This is a genomic window from Pseudomonas sp. MH9.3, from assembly GCF_034354675.1.
Taxonomy (GTDB): Bacteria; Pseudomonadota; Gammaproteobacteria; order Pseudomonadales; family Pseudomonadaceae; genus Aquipseudomonas.
The window spans coordinates 883,055-903,604 of the sequence record NZ_CP133785.1; the positions used below are offsets into that span (position 1 = coordinate 883,055).

A 20,550-nucleotide genomic window follows, 5' to 3' on the forward strand; every position below is an offset into this window, starting at 1 on the left:
GGTAGGCGGGGCCGATGAGGCGGTGATGCTCAGCTAAACTTGCCGCTGATGTAGTCTTCGGTCATTTGCTCACGGGGTGTGCCGAAGATCTGCGCAGTGGCGCCCATCTCCACCAGATAGCCGGTGCGCGTGCCCTGGGAAATGTCCACCGAGAAAAACGCGGTGGTGTCCGCAACACGGATTGCCTGCTGCATGTTGTGAGTCACCAGCGCGATGGTGTAGTCCTTCTTCAACTCGACCATCAGCTCTTCGACCCGGCGGGTGGCAATCGGGTCGAGGGCCGAGCACGGTTCGTCCAGCAACAGCACTTCAGGCTCGGTGGCGATGGCGCGCGCGATGCACAGCCGTTGCTGCTGGCCGCCGGAGAGCGACAGGCCGCTGACCTTGAGCTTGTCCTTGACCTCGTCCCACAGCGCTGCGCCCTGCAGCGCGTGCTTCACGCGGTCGCCCAGGTCGCCCTTGTAGCGGTTCAGGCGCAGGCCGAAGGCGACGTTGTCGAAGATGCTCATCGAGAACGGGTTCGGCTGCTGGAACACCATGCCGATGTAACGACGCACCACCACCGGGTCGACGCCCTTGCCGTACACGTCCTGGCCGAGAAAATGCACATGGCCCTCGAAGCGGAAGCCCTTGACCAGGTCGTTCATGCGGTTGAGGCTGCGCAGCACAGTGCTCTTGCCGCAGCCGGACGGCCCGATGAAGCCGGTGATCTTGTTTTTTTCGATCGGCACGTGGCTGTCACGCACCGCCATGAAGTTGCCGTAGAAAATCTTGTCCAGCTTGCAGTCCATGACCACAGGCGAGTCGGTCACAAACGGAGCAGCAATTTGCGCAGTTGATACGTTCAAAATTCAGGTGCTCCCGCTCTTAATACTTGGGTTTGCCGAAAATACGGCTCACGATATTCACCACCAGCACGATCATCACCAGCACCAGCGAGGCCGCCCAGGCGAGTTCGAGCTGGTTGTCGAACGGCATGCCGGAGAAGTTGTAGATCAGCACGGCCAACGAGGCTGTCGGGTTCATGACGGCGAGGTTGCCGTCGTGGTAGATCCAGTAATTGCTGAACAGCGCGGTAAACAACAGGGGCGCGGTTTCGCCTGCGGCGCGCGCCACGGCCAGCATCACACCGGTGAGGATCGCCGGCATGCCGGTGGGCAGAACGATTTTCCAGATCACCTGGGAACGGGTGCAGCCCATGCCGTACGCGGCGTCCTTCATGATCTTGGGCACCATTCTCATCGACTCTTCGGCCGTCAGCACCACGATCGGCAACATCAGCACGGCCAGCGCCACGCCCCCTGCAGGAGCCGAATAAGTGCCGGTGGTCATCACCACCAGGGCGTAGGCAAACACGCCGGCCAGGATCGACGGCAGGCCGGTGAGCATTTTCGCGGCAAAGCGCGCCGCGCTCGCCAGCTTGCTGTCGGGGCCCAGCTCGGCGAGGAACACCGCCGCGAGGATGCCGACCGGCACGGCGATGGCCGCCGCGATACCGACCATCACCAGGGTGCCGGCCATGGCGTTGCCGAAACCGCCGCCGGTCTCGAAACCGGTGGGCGGCAGCTCGGTGAACAGTTCAAGACTCAGGCGCGCCCCGCCCCGGGTAATCAGCATATACAGCACGGAGATCAGCGGTACGCTGGCCAGCAGCGCCCCCAGCCAGACCAGCGTGGTCAACACCAGGCTGCGCAGGGCGCGGCCTTCGAAGCGGCGCTGCAGGCTGGGCAGCGCGATGTCGGGCGTGGTGAGGTTGGTCATTGCTTGGTCCCCCGCTGGGCGTAAAGCATGAGCATCGAGCCCGCCACGTTGACCAGCAGCGTGATGAACATCAGCACCAGCGCTGCATACATCAACACCTCGATCTCGTTCGGCCCGGCTTCGGGAAAGTTCAGCGCCAGCAAGGCCGCCAGGGTATTGGCCGGGGCGAACAGCGACAGCGAAATATTGTTCGCGTTGCCGACCAGCATCGCCAGGGCCATGGTTTCACCCAGGGCGCGGCCCAGGCCCAGCACCAGGGAGCCGAAGATACCGGTGGCCGCCGACGGCACCATCACCTTGAGAATCGCTTCCCAGTGGGTGGTGCCCATGCCGTAAGCCGCCTGTTTGGTTTTCATCGGCACGCCGGTGAGCGCGTCCTGGGACACGGCGGCAATGGTCGGCAGGATCATGATGGCCAGCACCAGCGCGGCCGGGAGCAATCCGGGGCCGCTCAAGGACGTGCCGAAAAACGGGATCCAGCCAAGCTCCGTGTTCAACCACGCGGTCAGCGGCCGGATGGCCGGGATGACCACGTAGATGCCCCACAGGCCGTACACCACGCTGGGGATGGCCGCGAGCAGTTCAACGATGGTACGAAACACCGCAGCCAGCTTGGCCGGGAGGAAATCCTGGGTGAGAAAAATGGCCATGCTGACGCCGAACACGCCGGCGATCAGCAATGCGATAAAGGCGCTGTACAGCGTGCCCCAGATCGCCGGCAGAATGCCGTATTTGCCTTGATTGACATCCCAGACGCTGCCCAGCAGCACGTCAAAGCCGTGCTTTTCCATGCCGGGAAGCGCCTTGCGCCCTACTTCGAACACCAGCGCGAAAACCAGCGCCAGCACCAGCACCACGCCGATGCGTGCAAGCGCACGGAAGGTGCGGTCAACCACAAAATCCTTGGTGGACGGTGGCTGACACGCAGAGTCCGGGTTAACCGGTACGACAAAAGGTGAGTTCATGGGTTGCTTCCGAAACAGGGAGGACGCGCTCCCGGCGAGGCGGAGTGCCTGCGCCGGGAGTGAGCTGGCAAGCCTTACTGGATGTTGGCTGAAGCTTTGCGAACCTGTTCAACCACCGAAGCCGGCAGCGGGATGTAGCCCATCGAATCAGCGATTTTCTGACCTTCGGTGAGGCTGTATTCAACCATTTCGCGCATGGCCTTGGCCTTGGCCGGGTTGCCGTTGTCCTTGCGGAAGATCATCCAGGTGTAGGACGTGATCGGGTAGGACTTGGCGCCATCCGGGTCCGGCAGCCAGGCCACCAGGCTTTCAGGCATTTTTACCGCTGCCAGTGCTTCTGCACCGCTTTCGGCGTTCGGCACCACGTAGTGGCCGGCCTTGTTCTGCAACTGGGCGAAGTCGACCTTGGCCAGTTTGGCGAAGCCGTATTCGATATAACCAATCGCGCCCGGGGTCTGGCGTACGGTGGCGGTCACGCCATCGTTCTTGGGCGACTTGATGAACTTGTCGGTGGCCGGCCAGTTGACGGTGTTGCCTTCACCCATCGCGTCCTTGAACGCAGGGTTGATGGCCGCCAGGTGCTTGGTGAACACCGCAGTGGTGCCGCTGGAGTCCGCACGCACCACCACGGTGATCGGCGTATCGCTGAGTTTCAGGTCCGGGTTGGCGGCAACGATCTTGGGATCGTTCCACTTGGTGATCTTGCCCAGGAAGATGTCGGAATACACATCGCGCGGCAGCTTCAGCCCTTTGGGGTTGCCCGGCAGGTTATAGGCCAGCACGATTTCGCCGGCGGTCATCGGCAGCAATTGCACACCTTCGGCGACCTTGGCGATGTCTTCGTCTTTCATGGCCGAGTCGCTGGCGGCGAAGTCCACGGTCTTGTTGAGGAAATCCTGTACGCCCGCCCCACTCCCTTTGGACTGGTAGTCCACCGTCACGCCCGCGCTTTTCTTGCTGAAATCCTTGAACCAGGTGAGATAGATCGGCGCCGGGAAACTGGCACCGGAGCCGGTCAGGCGGATGCTTTCGGCAGCAAACACCGAAGTGGCACTTAGTGAGACCGCGACGGCGAGTGCAGCTGACTTCATCAAGCTTTTCATTCAAGGAACTCCGTGTTGTATTTTCGGGCTCCCGGGACTTTGCAGCAGCTTTGTTACGTTTTTATGAAAAATGAATGGCAGGCAGGTTTTTGTCCCGTTTTACAGCGTCAAACGCTTATTTACGTGTCATTACTTCGTAACAAGATGCGACTAACACTCGATCATCCTCCCCACGCGAGTGTCTCCCATGTCTGCAACAGACGACGCCCTGATCCAGCGCATCCGCCGTGAGCTGCTCGATCACAGTGACGAAGAGCTGGAACTGGAATTGACCGAAGACGGCCATGACCTCAATGCGCTGCTGGATGAACATCTCGAGGAAAGCCCCGAAAAGGCCGAACGCAGGGTTTATTTCAGCGAATTGTTCCGCCTGCAGGGCGAACTGGTGAAGCTGCAAAGCTGGGTGGTCAAGACCGGGGCCAAGGTGGTGATCCTGTTCGAAGGCCGCGATGCCGCCGGCAAGGGTGGGGTCATCAAGCGCATCACTCAGCGGCTCAACCCCAGGGTGTGCCGAGTCGCCGCCCTGCCCGCGCCGAACGACCGCGAACGCACGCAGTGGTACTTCCAGCGCTACGTCTCACACCTGCCGGCGGCGGGCGAAATCGTGCTGTTCGACCGCAGCTGGTACAACCGCGCCGGCGTCGAACAGGTCATGGGATTTTGCAACGAGGCGCAATACGAAGAGTTCTTTCGCACCGTGCCGGAGTTCGAACGCATGCTCGCGCGCTCCGGGATCCAGTTGATCAAATACTGGTTCTCGATTTCCGATCAGGAACAGCACCTGCGCTTTCTCAGCCGCATTCATGATCCGCTCAAACAATGGAAACTGAGCCCCATGGACCTGGAATCCCGTCGCCGCTGGGAGGCCTACACCAAGGCGAAGGAAATCATGCTGGAACGCACCCACATCCCCGAAGCGCCCTGGTGGGTGGTACAGGCGGACAACAAGAAGAAGGCCAGGCTCAACTGCATCCACCATTTGCTCAAGCAGATGCCCTATGAAGAAGTCGAGGTGCCGATGATCGAGCTGCCCGAACGCGTCAGGCAGGAGGATTACCTGCGCAGCCCCACGCCGCCGGAAATCGTCATCCCGCTGGTTTACTGACAGCGTTCGGGTGCCCGCCATTGCGTGATCCCGACTCGCCCGCAGCGAGTCGGCTTGCCCTTCCCGGCTTTAGTCCATTACCTCCGCCACGCCGCGATCCTCACCCAAAAAACCACCACTCTGGTGGTGCCACAACCGCGCATAGATGCCGTTCTTGGCGAGCAGTTCGGTGTGGGTACCCTGTTCGAGAATGCGGCCGTCATCCATGACGATCAGTCGGTCCATGGCAGCAATCGTCGACAGTCGATGGGCAATGGCGATCACGGTCTTGCCCTGCATCATTTCATCGAGGCTTTCCTGGATGGCCACTTCGACTTCCGAGTCCAGCGCGCTGGTCGCCTCGTCAAGCAGCAGGATCGGCGCGTTCTTGAGCATTACCCGGGCAATCGCGACACGCTGGCGCTGGCCGCCGGACAACTTGATGCCACGCTCGCCAACGAGCGTGTCGTAGCCGGTGTGGCCCTGGCGGTCACTCAATCGGCTGATGAACTCATCGGCCTGGGCGTTGGCCGCCGCCATGCGGATTTGCGCGTCGCTCGCATCGGGACGACCGTAGGCGATGTTGTCGCGAATGGAGCGGTGCAACAGCGACGTATCCTGAGTGACCATGCCGATGGCGCTGCGCAGGCTGTCCTGGGTCACCTGCGCGATGTCTTGCCCGTCAATCCGGATCGTGCCGCTGTCGACGTCATAAAAGCGCAGCAGCAGGTTGATCAGCGTGGACTTGCCGGCGCCGGAGCGCCCGACCAGACCGATTTTTTCGCCCGGGCGAATGTCCAGGCTCAGGCCATCGAGCACCTGGCGCTCGCCGTTGTAGTTGAAACTCACGTTGTCGAAGGTGACGGCGCCGCCGGAGGTGACCAGCTCACCCGCGTCCGGCGCGTCCTGCACCTTGGCGCCGCGAGTCAGGGTGCCCATGCCATCCTGCACGGTGCCGATGCTCTCGAACAGCGAGGTCATCTGCCACATGATCCAGTGGGACATGCCATTGATGCGCAACGCCATGGCGGTGATCGCGGCCACGGCGCCCGCACCGATCTCGCCCTGGTGCCAGAGCCACAGCGCATAACCTCCAGCGGCCATGATCAAGGCCACCACCAGAGCCTGGTTGACGATTTCGAACTGGCTGACCAGGCGCATCTGGCGAAAGCCGGTCTGCTTGAAATCTTCCATGGCCGCGCGGGCAAAATGCGCTTCGCGGTTGGAATGGGAGAACAGCTTCACGGTGGTGATGTTGGTGTAGGCGTCGGAAATACGGCCGGTCATCGACGAGCGTGCGTTGGCCTGCTCCTGCCCCACTTTGCCCAGACGGGGCACGAAGTACAGCATGGCCAGCCCGAACAACAGGATCCAGGCAATAAACGGCAGCATCAGTTTGAGCGCGAAGCCGCCGGCCAGCGCGATGATCGCGATGAAGTACACGCCTATGCCGGGCAGGATTTCGATCAGGGTGAACAGCACGTCGCGCACTGCCAGCGCCGTCTGCATCACCTTGGTGGTGACCCGCCCGGAAAACTCATCGGAAAAGAACGAAAGGCTTTGCCGCAGCATCAGCCGGTGGAAGTCCCAACGCAGCCGCAACGGCAGGTTGATCGCCAAAATCTGGTGCTGCACCATCGTGCGCAACGCCACCAGGCCGACACTCAGCACCATCACGATGCCCATACCCCACAACACACGGCTTTCCTGCGCGGCCGCATCACCGCCGGCCTGCCAGGTCGACAGCAGATCGACCACCTGACCCAGGAAGGAAAACAGCCAGGCTTCGTAGATCGACACCGCGGCGCTCAGCAGCGCAAACGCCAGAATATAACCACGCGCGCCACGGGTGCAGGCCCACAAAAAGCGCGCCAGGCCCTCTGGCGGCGGAGGGACTTCGTCAGGGGGGAATGGGTCGAGTCTTCGTTCAAACGCACGAAGCATGGTGGTCTCCAAAGCAATCAAGTTGGAGGGGATTCTGCCAGTTAACGATTGCTTTGGGGGGATCAGTGTGCGGGCTCGCGGGGATCAGACCTGCACGCTGAACCGCTGCACCGCGCACGATGATGGCGACTTTTGCGTCGAACAAGGGTTACTCCTTTTGCGCAGAGAATGCTTTTGTGGCGAGCGGGCTTGCCCCGCGTTGGGCTGCGCAGCAGCCCCGATAAAGATGAATGCGCTGTCTCAGGCACTCCGCGGTGACGGGTTTTGGGGCTGCTACGCAGCCCAACGCGGGGCAAGCCCGCTCGCCACAGGGGGCACTCGGTGGTTGTCTAAAAGGTGTGGATACTCAGGCCAGCGATGAAGTCTCGATAGCTGTGCAAGCTGCACCTTAATCGGTCCATGATTGGCGGGCTCATAGCTTTTTTGGTGTCGACCATGGGTTACTCCTTTTGCGCAGAGAATGCTTTTGTGGCGAGCGGGCTTGCCCCGCGTTGGGCTGCGCAGCAGCCCCGATAAAGATGAATGCGCTGTCTCAGGCACTCCGCGGTGACGGGTTTTGGGGCTGCTGCGCAGCCCAACGCGGGGCAAGCCCGCTCGCCACAGGGGGCACTCGGTGGTTGTCTAAAAGGTGTGGATACTCAGGCCAGCGATGAAGTCTCGATAGCTGTGCAAGCTGCACCTTAATCGGTCCATGATTGGCGGGCTCATAGCTTTTTTGGTGTCGACCATGGGTTACTCCTTTTGCGCAGAGAATGCTTTTGTGGCGAGCGGGCTTGCCCCGCGTTGGGCTGCGCAGCAGCCCCGACAAAGATGAATGTGCTGTCTCAGGCACTCCGCGGTGACGGGTTTTGGGGCTGCTACGCACCCCAACGCGGGGCAAGCCCGCTCGCCACAAGGGGCACTCGTGATGGAGAGCTACCGGTTTATCGAGCAGCGCCTTGCAGCGCGCTGCTGACGGCGCGGCTTACAACATTGTTCATCCAGTGCTGCTGGTTTTCTGGATGTGGGGGAAGTGGATCGATATAGACATGAGCCTGCATTTCCCCCACTGGACTCAACGTATTCAGTCAATTATCGAAAGGCCTGCCGTGCAACGGGCATTGGCCACCGAGGGTATCGATATCAATACCTTCGGATAAACACCGATAGCACACGCACAGGTCAGCAGGCCCCTGGCGGAATGCCGTCCTTGTTGAAGTCCTTCAAACGCTCACGCTCTTGTTCGGTTGAATGCGCGGGGGTCTGCTGTTCCTGTTCCGGTTGCTTCTTCTTTTCTTCAGTCATCGCGGTGTCCTCTGGGTGGTCTGTGTTTCGGCAGTCCAAGCCGCTGGCAGTTCAACCGGGATGCAGGTGCCGCGCCCGGCAACAAATTTAGAACTCGCTCCGTTCTTCAGCACTCGGATGAGAAAGCACCGAAAACATTGAAGGATCGAGGCCATGCAGAACCTCAGGATCGCCACATTCAACGTCAACGGCATCGGCGCGCGGTTGCCCAACCTGTTGCAGTGGCTGGAGAAAGAGCGGCCGCACATTGTCTGCCTGCAGGAACTCAAGGCTCAGGACAAAGCCTTCCCGGCTGCCGAGCTTGAGGCGGCAGGCTATGGTTGTCTGCACCATGGGCAGGCCGCGTGGAATGGCGTGGCGATTCTTGCCCACGACTCCGAACCCCTGTTGATCCACAAAGGCTTGCCCGGCGCGGAAGACGACTCGCAGTCGCGCTACCTCGAAGCCGCCGTGCATGGCGTGGTGGTCGGTTGCCTCTACCTGCCCAACGGCAACCCGCAACCGGGGCCCAAGTTCGAATACAAGCTCAAGTGGTTCGAGCACCTGATCAAGCATGCCCGCACGTTGCAATCGGGCGAACACCCGGTGGTGCTGGCCGGGGACTTCAATGTGGTGCCCACCGACGCCGATATTTACAGCACCCGTTCATGGCTCAAGGATGCCCTGCTGCAGCCGGAGAGTCGCGAGTGCTATCAACGGTTGCTGGACCAGGGCTGGATCGACTCGGTGCGTCACCTGTATCCCGAGGAGCGGGTCTATACGTTCTGGGATTACTTCCGGCAACACTGGCAGAAGAATTCCGGCCTGCGTATCGACCATCTCCTGCTCAACCCGGTACTCGCCCCGCATCTCAAAAACGCCGGTGTGGACGCCTGGGTGCGCGGCGAGGAACACGCCAGCGATCATGCGCCCACCTGGATCGAGCTGTCGTCGCGCAAAACGCGCGCCAAGAAAAAGCCGCAGGCGAACAAAGCCCTGGAGGAGTACCACCACAAACGTGATTTCGATGCGACCTCGGAACCCGCAGGCGGCACGTCCAGGGGCAGGACACGCACAGAGCCGAACGCCCTGCAGTTCTGCATTCAAAAGCATGACGCCAGCCGCCTGCACTACGATTTTCGCCTCGAACTCGACGGCACCCTCAAAAGCTGGGCCGTGCCCAAGGGGCCTTCTCTGGACCCGAAAAACAAGCGCCTGGCCGTGCACGTCGAAGACCACCCGCTGGACTATGCGACCTTTGAAGGCAGCATCCCCGAGGGCCATTACGGTGCTGGCGACGTCATCGTGTGGGACCGCGGCATCTGGAAACCGCTGTCGGATCCGGTGCAAGCCTACGCCAAAGGCCGCCTCAAATTCGAGCTGCAGGGCGAAAAGCTGGGGGGCGTGTGGAACCTGGTCAAGACGCATATGCCGGGCAAGCAGGAGCAATGGTTTCTGATCAAGCATCAGGACGAATTCGCCCGCGCCGACAGCGATTACGACGTGGTCGAAGCCGAGCCCCACAGTGTGCTGAGCGAGCGCACCATCGTGCAGAAAAAGCGCAAGGCGGCGCAGGCCAAACCCGTCGACCAGGCCCCCGCCAAGCGCGCCAGGCCCACACGCGCAAAAAAGCTGGAGAATGCCCGGCCGGCGGCGCTGCCGCAAATCCTCAAGCCTGAGCTGGCCACGCTGGTGGATTCCCCACCCGAGGGTGATTGGCGCTATGAAATCAAGTTCGACGGCTACCGCATCCTGGCCCGGGTGGAAGACGCCAAGGTGCAGTTATTCACGCGCAACGGCAACGACTGGACGCATAAGCTGCCGCGCCAGGCCGAGGCGATTGCCAGCCTGGGCCTCACATCTGCCTGGCTGGATGGCGAAGTGGTGGTTGCCAACGAACACGGCGTACCGGATTTCCAGGCCTTGCAAAATGCGTTCGAGCAGGCGCGCAGCGGCAACATCGTTTACTACCTTTTCGACCTGCCCTTTCTCAACGGCATGGACCTGCGTGAGGTGCCGGTGGAGCAACGCCGAGGCGCCCTGGCCAAAGTGCTGGAACGCAGCGAAGGCGATCTGCTCAAGTATTCGGCGGACTTCGCTGAAACGCCCGAGGCACTGCTCAACAGCGCCTGCGACATGCACATGGAAGGTCTGATCGGCAAGCGCGTGGGCAGCGCGTACCAGTCACGGCGCAGCGGCGACTGGATCAAACTCAAATGCAAGCGGCGCCAGGAGTTCGTCATCGTCGGTTATACCGAACCCAAGGGCTCGCGCAGCAAGTTCGGCGCGCTGTTGCTGGGGTTGCATGATGACGACAGCGGCGAACTGCGGTACGCGGGCAAGGTCGGTACCGGCTTCAACCAGGCCACACTGGCGACGATCTTCGCGCAACTGACCCCGCTTGAGGTCAAGAAACCTGCGGTGGTCAACCCGCCAACGGGGTTCGAGGCCAAGGGCGTGCGCTGGCTCAAGCCCGCGCTGCTCGCGGAAGTGGCGTTCGCCGAAATCACCCAGGACGGCTCCGTCAGGCAGGCGGTGTTTCACGGGCTGCGCAACGACAAACCCGCCAAGTCGATTAGCGAAGAGCGCCCTGCCCTTGCCGTCAAACCTAAAACCGCCAGGAAGACCAAGGCGATGACCAAGACTGCATCCGACAAAAACGGCTCGACCACGCTCAGGCTCACCCATCCTCAACGCGTGATCGACTCAGGCAGCGGCGCGACCAAGCGTGACCTGGCGGACTATTACATCGGCGTCAGCGACTGGATCCTGCCGCAGTTGCTCAACCGGCCTGTTGCCCTTGTGCGTGCGCCGGATGGCATCGGTGGCGAGTTGTTTTTTCAGAAAAACGCAGAACACCTGGCGATTCCCGGCATCGAGATCATCGGCAAGCAAGAGACCGGTCACCCGGTGATGCTGATCAACAACATCGAGGCACTGGTCGGCGCGGTGCAGATGAACACCATCGAGCTGCATACCTGGAATGCAGTGTCCAAAAACCTGCAAAAACCCGACCGCTTCATTCTCGACCTGGACCCGGACCCGGCGCTGCCCTGGAAAAGCATGATCGAGGCCACCCAACTGACCTTGACGGTACTGGACGAACTGGGGCTCAAATCCTTTCTCAAGACCAGCGGCGGCAAGGGTATTCACATCGTCGTGCCGCTGACCCCGAAGGCGGACTGGGACGCGGTCAAAAGCTTCAGCCACGCGGTGGTCAAACATATCGCCAACCTGCTGCCGGACCGGTTCTCGGCGGTTTCCGGGCCAAAAAACCGGGTGGGGCGGATTTTCATCGACTACCTGCGCAATGGCCTGGGCGCCACCACCATCTGCGCCTATGCAGCGCGCAGCCGCGAGGGCTTGCCGGTGTCGGTGCCGATCTTCAAGGACGAGTTGAAAGACCTCAAGGGCGCCAACCAATGGACCGTGCGTAATCTGCATGAGCGCCTGGGCGAGCTGGACGCCGACCCGTGGGCCGATCTGCCTGGAACCCGGCAAACCATCACGGCCCAGATGCGTAAACGCATCGGCCTGAAGTGAGCACACAGGTGTATCCGAGCACACCGGACGGTCGCTATTTTGTGGTCAATGGCACGTTGTGGCGGTGCAGCAACCCGTCGCTGCCTGACGACGTCAGGCAACAGCTGGTCAACCAATTGATGGCCGCGCGGCGCGCGGTGAAGGCCGCCAATGCCTCGGGCGATCCCCATGAGCTGAAGGCCGCGAGGGCCACGGTTCACGAGGCCAAGGTCGCGCTCGGCGAACGCGGCCCGGTGTGGTGGGATGACGGAGCGCCGGACTTCAACCGGCACAAGGTCGGCAACACGCCCTATGCACCGTGGTATGCATCGCTGAATGCCTGAGGTGCCACCGGCACCCCAGGCAACCTCATCACAGCATCGGTGTGCTGCTCACCACCCGCAACGCCAGCCCTTCATAGGCATCCAGCGTGATGGTGAACTCACCCTCGGCGGTCAAGTCACCCTCGACCCGCTCATTGATGATGTCCACCACCGGCCCCGGCGCAATATTGGGCAGGTGCAGGGTTTCCGTGATCGGCGTGGCGCCGAAGTTCAGCGCGGTGATCTGCGTGCCCTTGCCGGCCGGCAGTTCGTGGACCATCACCAGCAAGCCCGGGTGTTCGACGTCCGGCACCAGGATCTGGCGGCTCGCGGCAATATCATAGGCGCGGCGCACGCCGAGGATTTTTTGCAGCTGGGAGGCGAACGACTCCGGGTCCTGCAACTGGCTGTTCAAACTGCCGTACAGGGATTTGGAGCGCGGCATCTGCCCGGCCGACAGCTCGGCCTCGGGGTTCAGGTCCACCAGGTCGTAGGCGCCACGATGGATCCAGCGGGTGTCGCCGTCCTGCATCAGGTGGGCCACCTCATCGGCGGCCAACGGCAGCGCGCCCACCAGGTCCCAGCCGGACAACGCAAACACCCCGGGCTGCATGGCGTTGTACATCACCAGCAGCAAATGGATCTGGCGGATCTGCTGGACATCGGCCGGCGTGATCGCATCCAGGTCGCGAATGCCCAGCGCCGCCGTGATGATGCTGGCCGTGGTGCACGATACCCCATTGGTAACGAACTTGAGGTTGTACGGCGCATGCTCGCCGGTCAGGCGCTCATACATCTGCTCGCGGATATGCTCGCGCAGGATGTTGCCGGGAAAGGTCTGGCCCTGATACAGGAAGCTGTCGTGCGCGTGCAGGGTCCAGAAGTGCACCAGTTCCAGGGTCAGTTCATCGTGGTTTTGCAGCGCGTGAATCAGCGAGCCTGGGTCGATGCCCAGGCTGTGCATCTGGCGCAGCATCAGGCGCAGGAATTGCGCATCGCCCATCAGCAAGGCGTGCTGGTAGGCCGGTCGGGTGATGAAGTCGTAGGACAGGTCCGCACCGCCGTGGGACATCGACGCGATGTCGTCCACGGTGAGGTTCAATTCCTGGAAGCTGAAGCCGCCGGCCTTGCGAATCGCGCCGCCGAGCAACTGGTTGCCGGTGATCGACAGCGGATGGCTTTCCGACCAGGCGGTGCCGTCCAGCTTGCGCTCGACACCGAGGAAGCCGTTGGCGTCCAGGCGCAGGATCTTCGCGCCCATCACGTCGATCGCGTGCAGGGCGTCGCCGATGATCATCTGCTGCGCGGCGAATGATGGGTCAAGCCAGTTGAGCGACGGCTGGCCTTCCTTGAAGTAATGCAGGTACACCCAGCGCCGGGGTTTGCCGTCGACGCCCAATACTACCGGCGTGGCGCTCCAGTCGGTTTCCTTCACACCGGGCTCGAAAAAGATCACCCGTTGCAGTTGGCCAACGATGTAGTGCTTGTCGCGCAGGGCATCCACCTGCAGCGGGCTGAGGTTTTGCGCATCACGCCCTTCGGCGACATCGGGCAGCAGGGGCCAGTCTTCTTCGCGGATTTCCACCATGTGGTAGAGCCCCGGATAATCCTCGTAGGCCATCTCGGCCAGGCGAAAATCCGCGCCCTTGCCGGTGTGCGACGGGATCACGTCGTCGATGATCACTGCGTTGTGCGCGGCGGCCATGCGCGTCAGCGCCTGTAACTGCGCCTCGGTGCCCAGCTGCGGGTCGATGTCGAAGCTGATGCGGTCGAAGTTGCCATCGATAGTCGGCGTATGGCGGGTACCGGACAAACCACCGGACTTTTTCAGCGGGCCGTTGTGAATGCCCTGGATGCCGATTTTCGACAGCGCATGCCACAGCGCTTCATCGCCCAGGGCTTCCAGCACGGTGCCGTCTTCGCGGGTGACGATCGAGGCCGGGTACGCGGTGAACCACACCGACGACAAGGCGGAAGCATCACGCGGCCGCGTCTGCGCGTAAGGCTGCTGCCACAACCGGCCCTGCCCCGAATACAGCCGGGCGCGCTGACGCGCCGCGTGCAGCATCGATTGTTCTACCAGCCAGTTCACATGATCCTTGTCTGCCGCCGTCATAAGCCCACTACCTGTCTCGTGAAAGGTTATTCGTAAACATAGGAGGGGCAACGGCGCCTATTCGTTGCATCGCGATACCCAACACCCGGGATTCTGCGCACAGGCGCGCAAAAAAAAGCCCGGCGGCACCGTAACGGTGCGACCGGGCAAAGCATGCGACCCTTTTAAAAACGTGGTTTCACGCTTGTCCACTCAGGCTGATAGCGCTGCATCTGTTTCACGTCGTCGCGCTGGCGAATGCCGCAACTCAAGTACTGGTCATGGAGCTTGCCCAGTTGATCGTGGTCCAGTTCGAGCCCCAGCCCAGGTGCGCGGGTGATTGTCACGCAGCCGTCGACAATCGGCACCTTGCCACCCTTGATCACCTCCTCGTCCGGTTCCTGCCACGGGTAATGGGTGTCGCAGGCGTAATCGAGATTGGGCACTGCAGCGGCAACATGGGCCATGGCCATCAGGCTGATGCCCAGGTGCGAGTTGGAGTGCATCGACACGCCCAGGCCAAAGGTGTCACACATTTTGGCCAGCACCTGGGTGTCGCGCAGCCCACCCCAATAGTGGTGGTCGGCCAGCACGATCTGCACGCTGTCTTGCGCTACGCTGCGGCGAAATTCGTCGAAGTCGGTGACCACCATATTGGTGGCCAGGGGCAGTCCGGTGCGGGCGTGCAGCTCGGCCATGCCGTCCAGGCCTGGCGTCGGGTCTTCGTAATATTGCAGGTCATCGCCGAGCAGTTGGGCCATACGCACCGAGGTTGCCAGGGACCAGTTGCCATTCGGGTCGATGCGCAGCGGAACCCCCGGGAACGCCTCTTTCAGGGCCTTGATGCAGGCCACTTCGTGTTCGGGGTCCAGGGCGCCGGCCTTGAGCTTGATGCTTTTGAACCCATGGCTTTCAATCATTCGCCGCGCCTGGGCGACGATCTGTGGCGCGCTCAGCGCCTCGCCCCAACTGTCGGGCTTATAGGGCGAATCGACGTGCCGGGCGTATTTGAAAAACAGGTAGGCGCTGAAGGGGATGCGGTCGCGGATCGCCCCGCCGAGCAAGTCAACCAGCGGCACATTCAGCGCGTGGGCCTGCACGTCGAGGAAGGCCACCTCAAAGGCCGAGTAGGCATTGCTCACCGCCTTGCTGGCATGGGAGCCCGGCGCCAGTTCGGCGCCGGGCAGGCTGGTGGTCTTTTGCGCGGCCACGGTGGTCTGCACGATGGCGCGCAGTTGGTTGAGCTGGAACGGATCAAGGCCGATGAGCTGTGGCGCGACCTGCTGCTGAATTGCCAGCGCCGGTGCATCGCCATAGCTCTCACCCAGCCCGATATAGCCGGTGTCGCTCTCGATTTCGATGATCGAGCGCAACGCGAAGGGTTCATGAATACCGCTGGCGTTCAGCAGTGGTGGATCGCGGAAGGCAATCGGGGTGACGCTGACACGGATGATTTTCAAGAGATAGCTCCCTGTTGGCCTGCACGCAAGGTGTGATGAGAATCGCGAGGTTGGCTGACGACCGGTTCGACGGGTACCGTGCTGGTGGGTACGCCGCTGCGTGGCGCAGTGCGGGCAAAAAACACCACCACTGCCGCTATCAGCGAGGTTGCCGCCAGGCCATACAGCCCGCCCTGGATGGAGCCGGTGGTCTGCTCGAGAAAGCCAAAGGTGGTCGGCGCGACGAATCCGCCCAGGTTGCCGACCGAGTTGATCAACGCGATCACCGCCGCAGCGATGCGTGCATCCAGGTAGCCCTGGGGAATCGGCCAGAACAACGCCGAGGCCGCCTTGAAACCAATCGCGGCAAAACAGATGGCGACAAACGCAAATACCGGCCCGCCGGTGGTGGACATGAACATGCCGAACGCGGCGATCACCAGCATCAGCGATACCCAGGCCTGCTGGTGTTTCCACTTGCTGGCCAGAGCAGCAAAGCCGTACATGGCGACGATGGAAATCAACCACGGAATCGAGTTGAACAGGCCGACCTGAAAGTCGCCGAGGCTGCCCATCTGTTTGATCATGCTCGGCAGCCAGAAGGTCGCGCCGTAAATGGTCAGGGCAATGGAGAAGTAGATAAAGCAGAACAACGCGATCTGTTTATCGGCCAGCAATTTGAACATCGACGGCCGGCTGACCTGCGCCGCCTCACGCGCCAGTTGCTCAAGCGCAATGGCGCCGACCAGCGCCTGCTTTTCTTCGTCGCTGAGCCACGTGGCCTGACGAGGATGGGATTGCAGCCAGAACCACACAAACCCGCAGAGCACGATGGAGGCAAAACCTTCAATGAGGAACATCCACTGCCAGCCATGCAGGCTCAGGCCGCTCACACTCAGCAGCGCGCCTGACACCGGACCGGAAATCACCGAGGCGATGGCCGAACCGCTGAGGAAAATCGCCATGGCCTTGCCGCGCTCGCTGGCCGGCAACCACTGAGTAAAGTAATAAATGATGCCCGGGAAAAACCCGGCTTCGGCGGCGCCGAGGACAAAGCGCAGCACATAGAAACTGGTCTCGCCCTGCACAAAGGCCATGGCCATGGCGGCCGCGCCCCAGGTGAACATGATGCGCGTCAGCCAGGCACGGGCCCCGTAGCGCTGCAACAGCAGATTGGACGGTACTTCGAACAGCGCGTAGCCGATGAAGAACAAACCCGCGCCCAGGCCATAGGCCGCGGCGCCAATGCCCAGATCGGTTTCCAGATGGCTGCGCACAAAGCCGATATTGACCCGGTCGATGTAGTTGACGATGAACATCACCACAAACAGCGGCAGGACATGGCGCTTGACCTTGGCCGCCGCACGGGCGAGCACAGTTGGGTCGGGCGAACTCTGGACGGTATTCAAGGGCGACTCCCGTTGATTTATTTTTTTAGGGACGTCGGATGATGGACGCTGGGTATTGATCCCGTCTAATCTAACTTGGCATTCGATTGATACCTGGATTAGATCAATGTTCGAACTGACTCAGTTGCGCTGCTTTACCACGGTGGCTACCGAACTCAATTTCCGGCGTGCTGCGGAGCGGTTGAACATGACCCAGCCGCCGCTGAGCCGGCAGATCCAGTTGCTGGAGCATCACCTCGGAGTGGAACTGTTCACCCGAACTACCCGCAGCGTTACGCTCACCGCCGCAGGCCGGGCTTTTTTCGTCGAGGCGCAGAACCTGCTCGAGCGGGCCCAGCAAGCTGCCGTGACCGCACGGCGCTTTGCCGAAGGGGATATCGGCACGGTGAACATCAGTTTCGTGGGCAGCGCGGTGTATGAGTTTCTGCCCAAGGTCATCGCCGAAGCGCGGCTCAAGCAGCCCCATGTGCGCATTGATCTGGCCGAGATGAACACCTATCAGCAGCACGAAGCCCTGCGCGCACGCCGCATTGACCTGGGTATCGTGCGCGCGCCCCTGCTCGAACCCGGCTACGCCACCGAATGCCTGGTGCGCGAACCCTTCGTGCTGGCTGTGCATTGCAGGCATCCACTGGCCCAGGCAGAGCACGTCTCGGTGCAGGACCTGGATGCGCAGCCCTTCCTCATGTACGCCCACTCGGCCTATCCGCCATTCAACGAGCTGCTTACGGGCATGCTGCGCTCAGCCCGCGTGGCGCCGGAATACGTGCAATGGCTGGGTTCTTCCCTGACCATTCTGGCGCTGGTCAACGCAGGCATGGGCCTGGCCCTGGTGCCCCGTTGTGCCAGCAGTGTGGTGTTCAAGAACGTGGTCTTTCGCGAAATCGATCTTGGCGAAGGTGTGCAGAGCGAACTGCACCTGATCTGGCGCGAACACAATGACAATCCGGCGTTTGCCATGCTGCTCGAGGCTATTCGCAAGGCGGTGCATGGCGGTTGGGAAAGTGGTCATTGATCGTGCTCACGCAGCATAAATGACGGTTTGCGCAAGGTCGGCCGACAGGGGTTGCCGGGTGAAGTAGATGTCGCCGTCATCGGTATGAATTTCGTAATCCACTTTGCGCGCCGAAGGCACTGCCGGGCCGGTATGCTTGATGATTTTGCGCACGCGCTGGAATTTCACCCCCAGGGTGCCGTTCTGGACAGGGCCGGTGAGCACGTTGACACTTTGAAACCAGCCATCGTCGCGTCTGCTGGCCAACAGCGCATTGGCCATCGCCTCAAACCGCTCCAGGCGGGTGAACCCCCACAGTGTCGGCGCTTCGATGGCTTCGCCTTGACCGGCCGCACCGGTAAACACGAATAGATTGATCGTCGGATTGTCTTCGCAGAAGAAGTCATAAGGCAGCAGCCCGTCGATCATTTTCCGCCCTGAAACAAACCCCTTTTTATGCACCTGAAACATCGCTGCCTCTACTCAATCAATGGCTTTGCCGAGCGCAGAGTCTAAAGAGGTGGCAGGTTCAGAGCCGTCAAGCGAGTGTAATTTCGCGTAAAGACCGCGCCCTCGGCAAACTGATTTCCACGGTCAATCCGCCCTCCTGCTCATTGCGCGCCACGATACTGCCCTGGTGCATTTCCAGGGCACTGTGGGCAATCGCAAAACCCAGGCCAAAGCCGACGCTGGTGTCGCCACCGCCGCGTTCGAACGGCTGAAAGATGCTCTGCAGCCGGATCTCGTCAACCCCCGGCCCCTGATCGGTGATGCGTACCCACAGATACGCCCCATCGTCACTGAGCCGGGTAGATACCTGCACCGTAGTATTCGGCCGGGTATAGCGCACGGCGTTGCGTATCACGTTCTCGAAACAGCGGTACATCAGCTCGCCATTCACGCAGGCGATAAAAGGCGGCCCGCCCTGCAACTGCACCTGACAGCCTTTGATGTCCGCCTCGAATTGCGCATCCTCAACGATCATCGCCAGCAATTCGCTGATGTCGAACGGTTCGCGCTCGATGCTCTCGGGCCGCCCTTGCAGGCGCGCCAGCGTCAGCAACGCTTCGATCAGGGCATCCATGCGCTCGGATTCGCGCTCGATGCGCTCAAGCATGTCCACACGCTCGCTGTCCTGACGCAACAGCCCGATGGCCGCGCGCATGCGCGTCAGCGGTGAACGCAGCTCATGGGAAATATCGTGAAGCAATCTGTGCTGGGCTTGCACCAGCAACTTGAGCTGGTTGGCCATGCGGTCGCATTCGCCAGCCAGGTCGGCGATTTCGTCGCGACGCTTGCCCATCATCGGTTTGACGCGAACATCGAAACGCCCCTGGGCCACCTCGCCCATCGCACGACGCAAACTGGCCAGGGGCCACGCCAGGTAGTAGGCCAGAAACCCGCTGAACAGTGCGCTCATCAAGGTGCCGATGATCAGCGGCACCTGCAGGCCGGGGCCGCCGTGCTCATAGCTGATCGGGTGGGTGGAGCGCAGCGACAGAATGAGACCTTCCTTGCTGATCACCGTCTGCTCATAGGCCGGCGACAGCACTGCGGAGCCGGCCAGCAGTTGCCCGGCATTGTCATACACGCCGATTGCCTGATCGGGCGGACGTCGCCAGGTCGCCAGCAGCTCGGCTCCAGACTCAACGCCGAACTGGCGCAGCAGCGCGGCCTCGCTGGCCAGGATAACTTTCAAATTGGGGTCGTCCGGCTCGAATGTTTCTACCTCATGCACCCCGACCCCGGCAAAAAAGGTCAGGCTCGTCGCCAGCCAGAACGCCAGGAACAGCTTCCAGAACAGCCGGCTGGGTTTCATCATTCGGCAATCAACTGATAGCCAAGACCGCGTACGCTCTGGATCCATGCCTTGCCGTCGCTGCGCGGCCCCAGCTTCTGGCGAATGCTGCTGATGTGCACGTCGATACGCCGGTCATAGCGTTTGAGCGGCCCCCCCAGGGCATTGAGCGACAAATCGGTCTTGTTCACCACCTGACCCGCGCATTTGGCCAGTTCCTCCAGCAGGCTGAACTCGGTGCTGGTCACCCCCAGCTCACGACCACGCCACCGGGCTTCGCGCTTGGCCGGCCACAACACCAGCTCACCGGTGCGGATGACGTCTGCCGTCGGACGATCCGCCGGCTGCACCCGCCGCATGATGGCACGCAGACGCGCCACCAGCTCTCCGGGAGAGCTGGGCTTGGGCACGTAGTCGTCCGCGCCCAGCTCAAGGCCGGCAATACGGTCGATATTGTCGCCACGGGCGGTGAGCAGCACGATCGGCACCTGGCTGACGGCGCGGATACGCCGCAGCACCTCTATCCCGGACACCTGCGGCAACATCACGTCCAGCACCACGATGCTATAGCGGCCCGACAGCGCCTGCTCCTCACCCTCCTCGCCGGTAGGCACGGCGGTCGCGTCGAAACCTTCACGCGCCAGGTACTGCCTGAGCATTTCGGTGAGGTCTTCATCGTCATCAACCAACAGTACTGAAATCATCGCCAGCTCCCCGGTCAGGGTGCGCACATTATCGGTTTTCGCTGACCAGCGTCATGACGTCATTCCAACCTTTACCTAACTTGACACTGGGTTAACCGCACCATACCCACCGCGCTCTTATGCTGCCGCGTCGATGTGTTCTGGAA

Annotated in this window: 17 protein-coding genes; 5 read left to right on the forward strand and 12 right to left on the reverse strand. The window is 61.6% G+C overall.

All coding sequences use genetic code 11. The features are described from left to right. Positions 1–29: 29 nt before the first annotated feature. The 4 genes from pstB to pstS form a co-directional block, all read right to left on the reverse strand. Positions 30–791 carry a phosphate ABC transporter ATP-binding protein PstB gene (gene pstB, locus RHM60_RS03465; protein ID WP_057010279.1) on the reverse strand — a complete coding sequence of 254 codons (762 nt, stop codon included), beginning with the start codon at positions 789–791 and terminating at the stop codon, positions 30–32. A gap of 76 nt (positions 792–867) precedes the next feature. Continuing rightward, positions 868–1,761 (reverse strand): phosphate ABC transporter permease PstA, encoded by an 894-nt coding sequence (gene pstA, locus RHM60_RS03470; RefSeq protein WP_057010278.1) that lies wholly within the window; start codon positions 1,759–1,761, stop codon positions 868–870. Further along, the gene (gene pstC, locus RHM60_RS03475) at positions 1,758–2,726 is read right to left on the reverse strand and encodes a phosphate ABC transporter permease subunit PstC (protein WP_209982120.1); all 969 of its coding nucleotides are present in this window, start codon (positions 2,724–2,726) and stop codon (positions 1,758–1,760) included. Before pstC ends, pstA begins: the two co-directional genes overlap by 4 nt. 74 nt (positions 2,727–2,800) lie before the next feature. Then, the gene (gene pstS, locus RHM60_RS03480) at positions 2,801–3,829 is read right to left on the reverse strand and encodes a phosphate ABC transporter substrate-binding protein PstS (protein ID WP_209982122.1); all 1,029 of its coding nucleotides are present in this window, start codon (positions 3,827–3,829) and stop codon (positions 2,801–2,803) included. Positions 3,830–4,016: 187 nt separating this feature from the next. Between pstS and ppk2 the strand changes: the two genes are divergently transcribed. Further along, positions 4,017–4,934 (forward strand): polyphosphate kinase 2, encoded by a 918-nt coding sequence (gene ppk2, locus RHM60_RS03485; RefSeq protein WP_322213625.1) that lies wholly within the window; start codon positions 4,017–4,019, stop codon positions 4,932–4,934. Between the two features lie 69 nt (positions 4,935–5,003). Here the strand turns inward: ppk2 and RHM60_RS03490 are convergent, their stop codons facing one another. Continuing rightward, complete coding sequence (locus RHM60_RS03490; RefSeq protein WP_209982126.1) at positions 5,004–6,857, reverse strand: ABC transporter ATP-binding protein; 1,854 nt, start codon at positions 6,855–6,857, stop codon at positions 5,004–5,006. A 938-nt stretch (positions 6,858–7,795) separates the two neighbouring features. Here RHM60_RS03490 and RHM60_RS03495 point away from each other — a divergent pair. Next, positions 7,796–7,996, forward strand: a complete 201-nt coding sequence (locus RHM60_RS03495; RefSeq protein WP_322213626.1) for a hypothetical protein — start codon at positions 7,796–7,798, stop codon at positions 7,994–7,996. A gap of 22 nt (positions 7,997–8,018) precedes the next feature. Here RHM60_RS03495 and RHM60_RS03500 read toward each other — a convergent pair whose 3' ends face one another. Further along, the gene (locus RHM60_RS03500; RefSeq protein WP_003230191.1) at positions 8,019–8,141 is read right to left on the reverse strand and encodes a hypothetical protein; all 123 of its coding nucleotides are present in this window, start codon (positions 8,139–8,141) and stop codon (positions 8,019–8,021) included. Between the two features lie 153 nt (positions 8,142–8,294). Here RHM60_RS03500 and ligD point away from each other — a divergent pair, with 153 nt between their 5' ends. Then, a complete protein-coding gene (gene ligD / locus RHM60_RS03505) occupies positions 8,295–11,663 on the forward strand; it encodes a DNA ligase D (RefSeq protein ID WP_322213627.1) in 3,369 nt (1,122 codons plus the stop codon). Between the two features lie 8 nt (positions 11,664–11,671). After that, positions 11,672–11,986, forward strand: coding sequence for a hypothetical protein (locus RHM60_RS03510; protein ID WP_322213628.1), 315 nt, complete (start codon positions 11,672–11,674; stop codon positions 11,984–11,986). 28 nt (positions 11,987–12,014) lie between these two features. On the opposite strand, the gene treS is transcribed toward RHM60_RS03510, so the two are convergent. From treS to RHM60_RS03525, 3 genes are all read right to left on the reverse strand, one after another. Continuing rightward, complete coding sequence (gene treS, locus RHM60_RS03515; RefSeq protein ID WP_322213629.1) at positions 12,015–14,081, reverse strand: maltose alpha-D-glucosyltransferase; 2,067 nt, start codon at positions 14,079–14,081, stop codon at positions 12,015–12,017. Positions 14,082–14,245: 164 nt separating this feature from the next. Continuing rightward, complete coding sequence (locus tag RHM60_RS03520) at positions 14,246–15,520, reverse strand: glucarate dehydratase family protein (RefSeq protein WP_231421326.1); 1,275 nt, start codon at positions 15,518–15,520, stop codon at positions 14,246–14,248. Beyond that, positions 15,517–16,908: an MFS transporter gene (locus RHM60_RS03525; RefSeq protein ID WP_322213630.1), complete on the reverse strand. Its 1,392-nt coding sequence runs from the start codon at positions 16,906–16,908 to the stop codon at positions 15,517–15,519. Before RHM60_RS03525 ends, RHM60_RS03520 begins: the two co-directional genes overlap by 4 nt. A gap of 106 nt (positions 16,909–17,014) precedes the next feature. Between RHM60_RS03525 and RHM60_RS03530 the strand changes: the two genes are divergently transcribed. Then, a complete protein-coding gene (locus RHM60_RS03530; RefSeq protein ID WP_003230182.1) occupies positions 17,015–17,923 on the forward strand; it encodes a LysR family transcriptional regulator in 909 nt (302 codons plus the stop codon). Positions 17,924–17,929: 6 nt separating this feature from the next. Here the strand turns inward: RHM60_RS03530 and RHM60_RS03535 are convergent, their stop codons facing one another. The 3 genes from RHM60_RS03535 to RHM60_RS03545 all read right to left on the reverse strand — a co-directional run bounded on the left by RHM60_RS03535 (position 17,930) and on the right by RHM60_RS03545 (position 20,404). Further along, positions 17,930–18,373: a hypothetical protein gene (locus tag RHM60_RS03535; RefSeq protein WP_322213631.1), complete on the reverse strand. Its 444-nt coding sequence runs from the start codon at positions 18,371–18,373 to the stop codon at positions 17,930–17,932. A 67-nt stretch (positions 18,374–18,440) separates the two neighbouring features. Further along, on the reverse strand, positions 18,441–19,724 hold the full coding sequence (locus RHM60_RS03540; protein ID WP_322213634.1) for an ATP-binding protein: 1,284 nt from the start codon (positions 19,722–19,724) through the stop codon (positions 18,441–18,443). Continuing rightward, on the reverse strand, positions 19,721–20,404 hold the full coding sequence (locus RHM60_RS03545; RefSeq protein WP_231421330.1) for a response regulator transcription factor: 684 nt from the start codon (positions 20,402–20,404) through the stop codon (positions 19,721–19,723). Before RHM60_RS03545 ends, RHM60_RS03540 begins: the two co-directional genes overlap by 4 nt. Positions 20,405–20,550 lie beyond the last annotated feature (146 nt).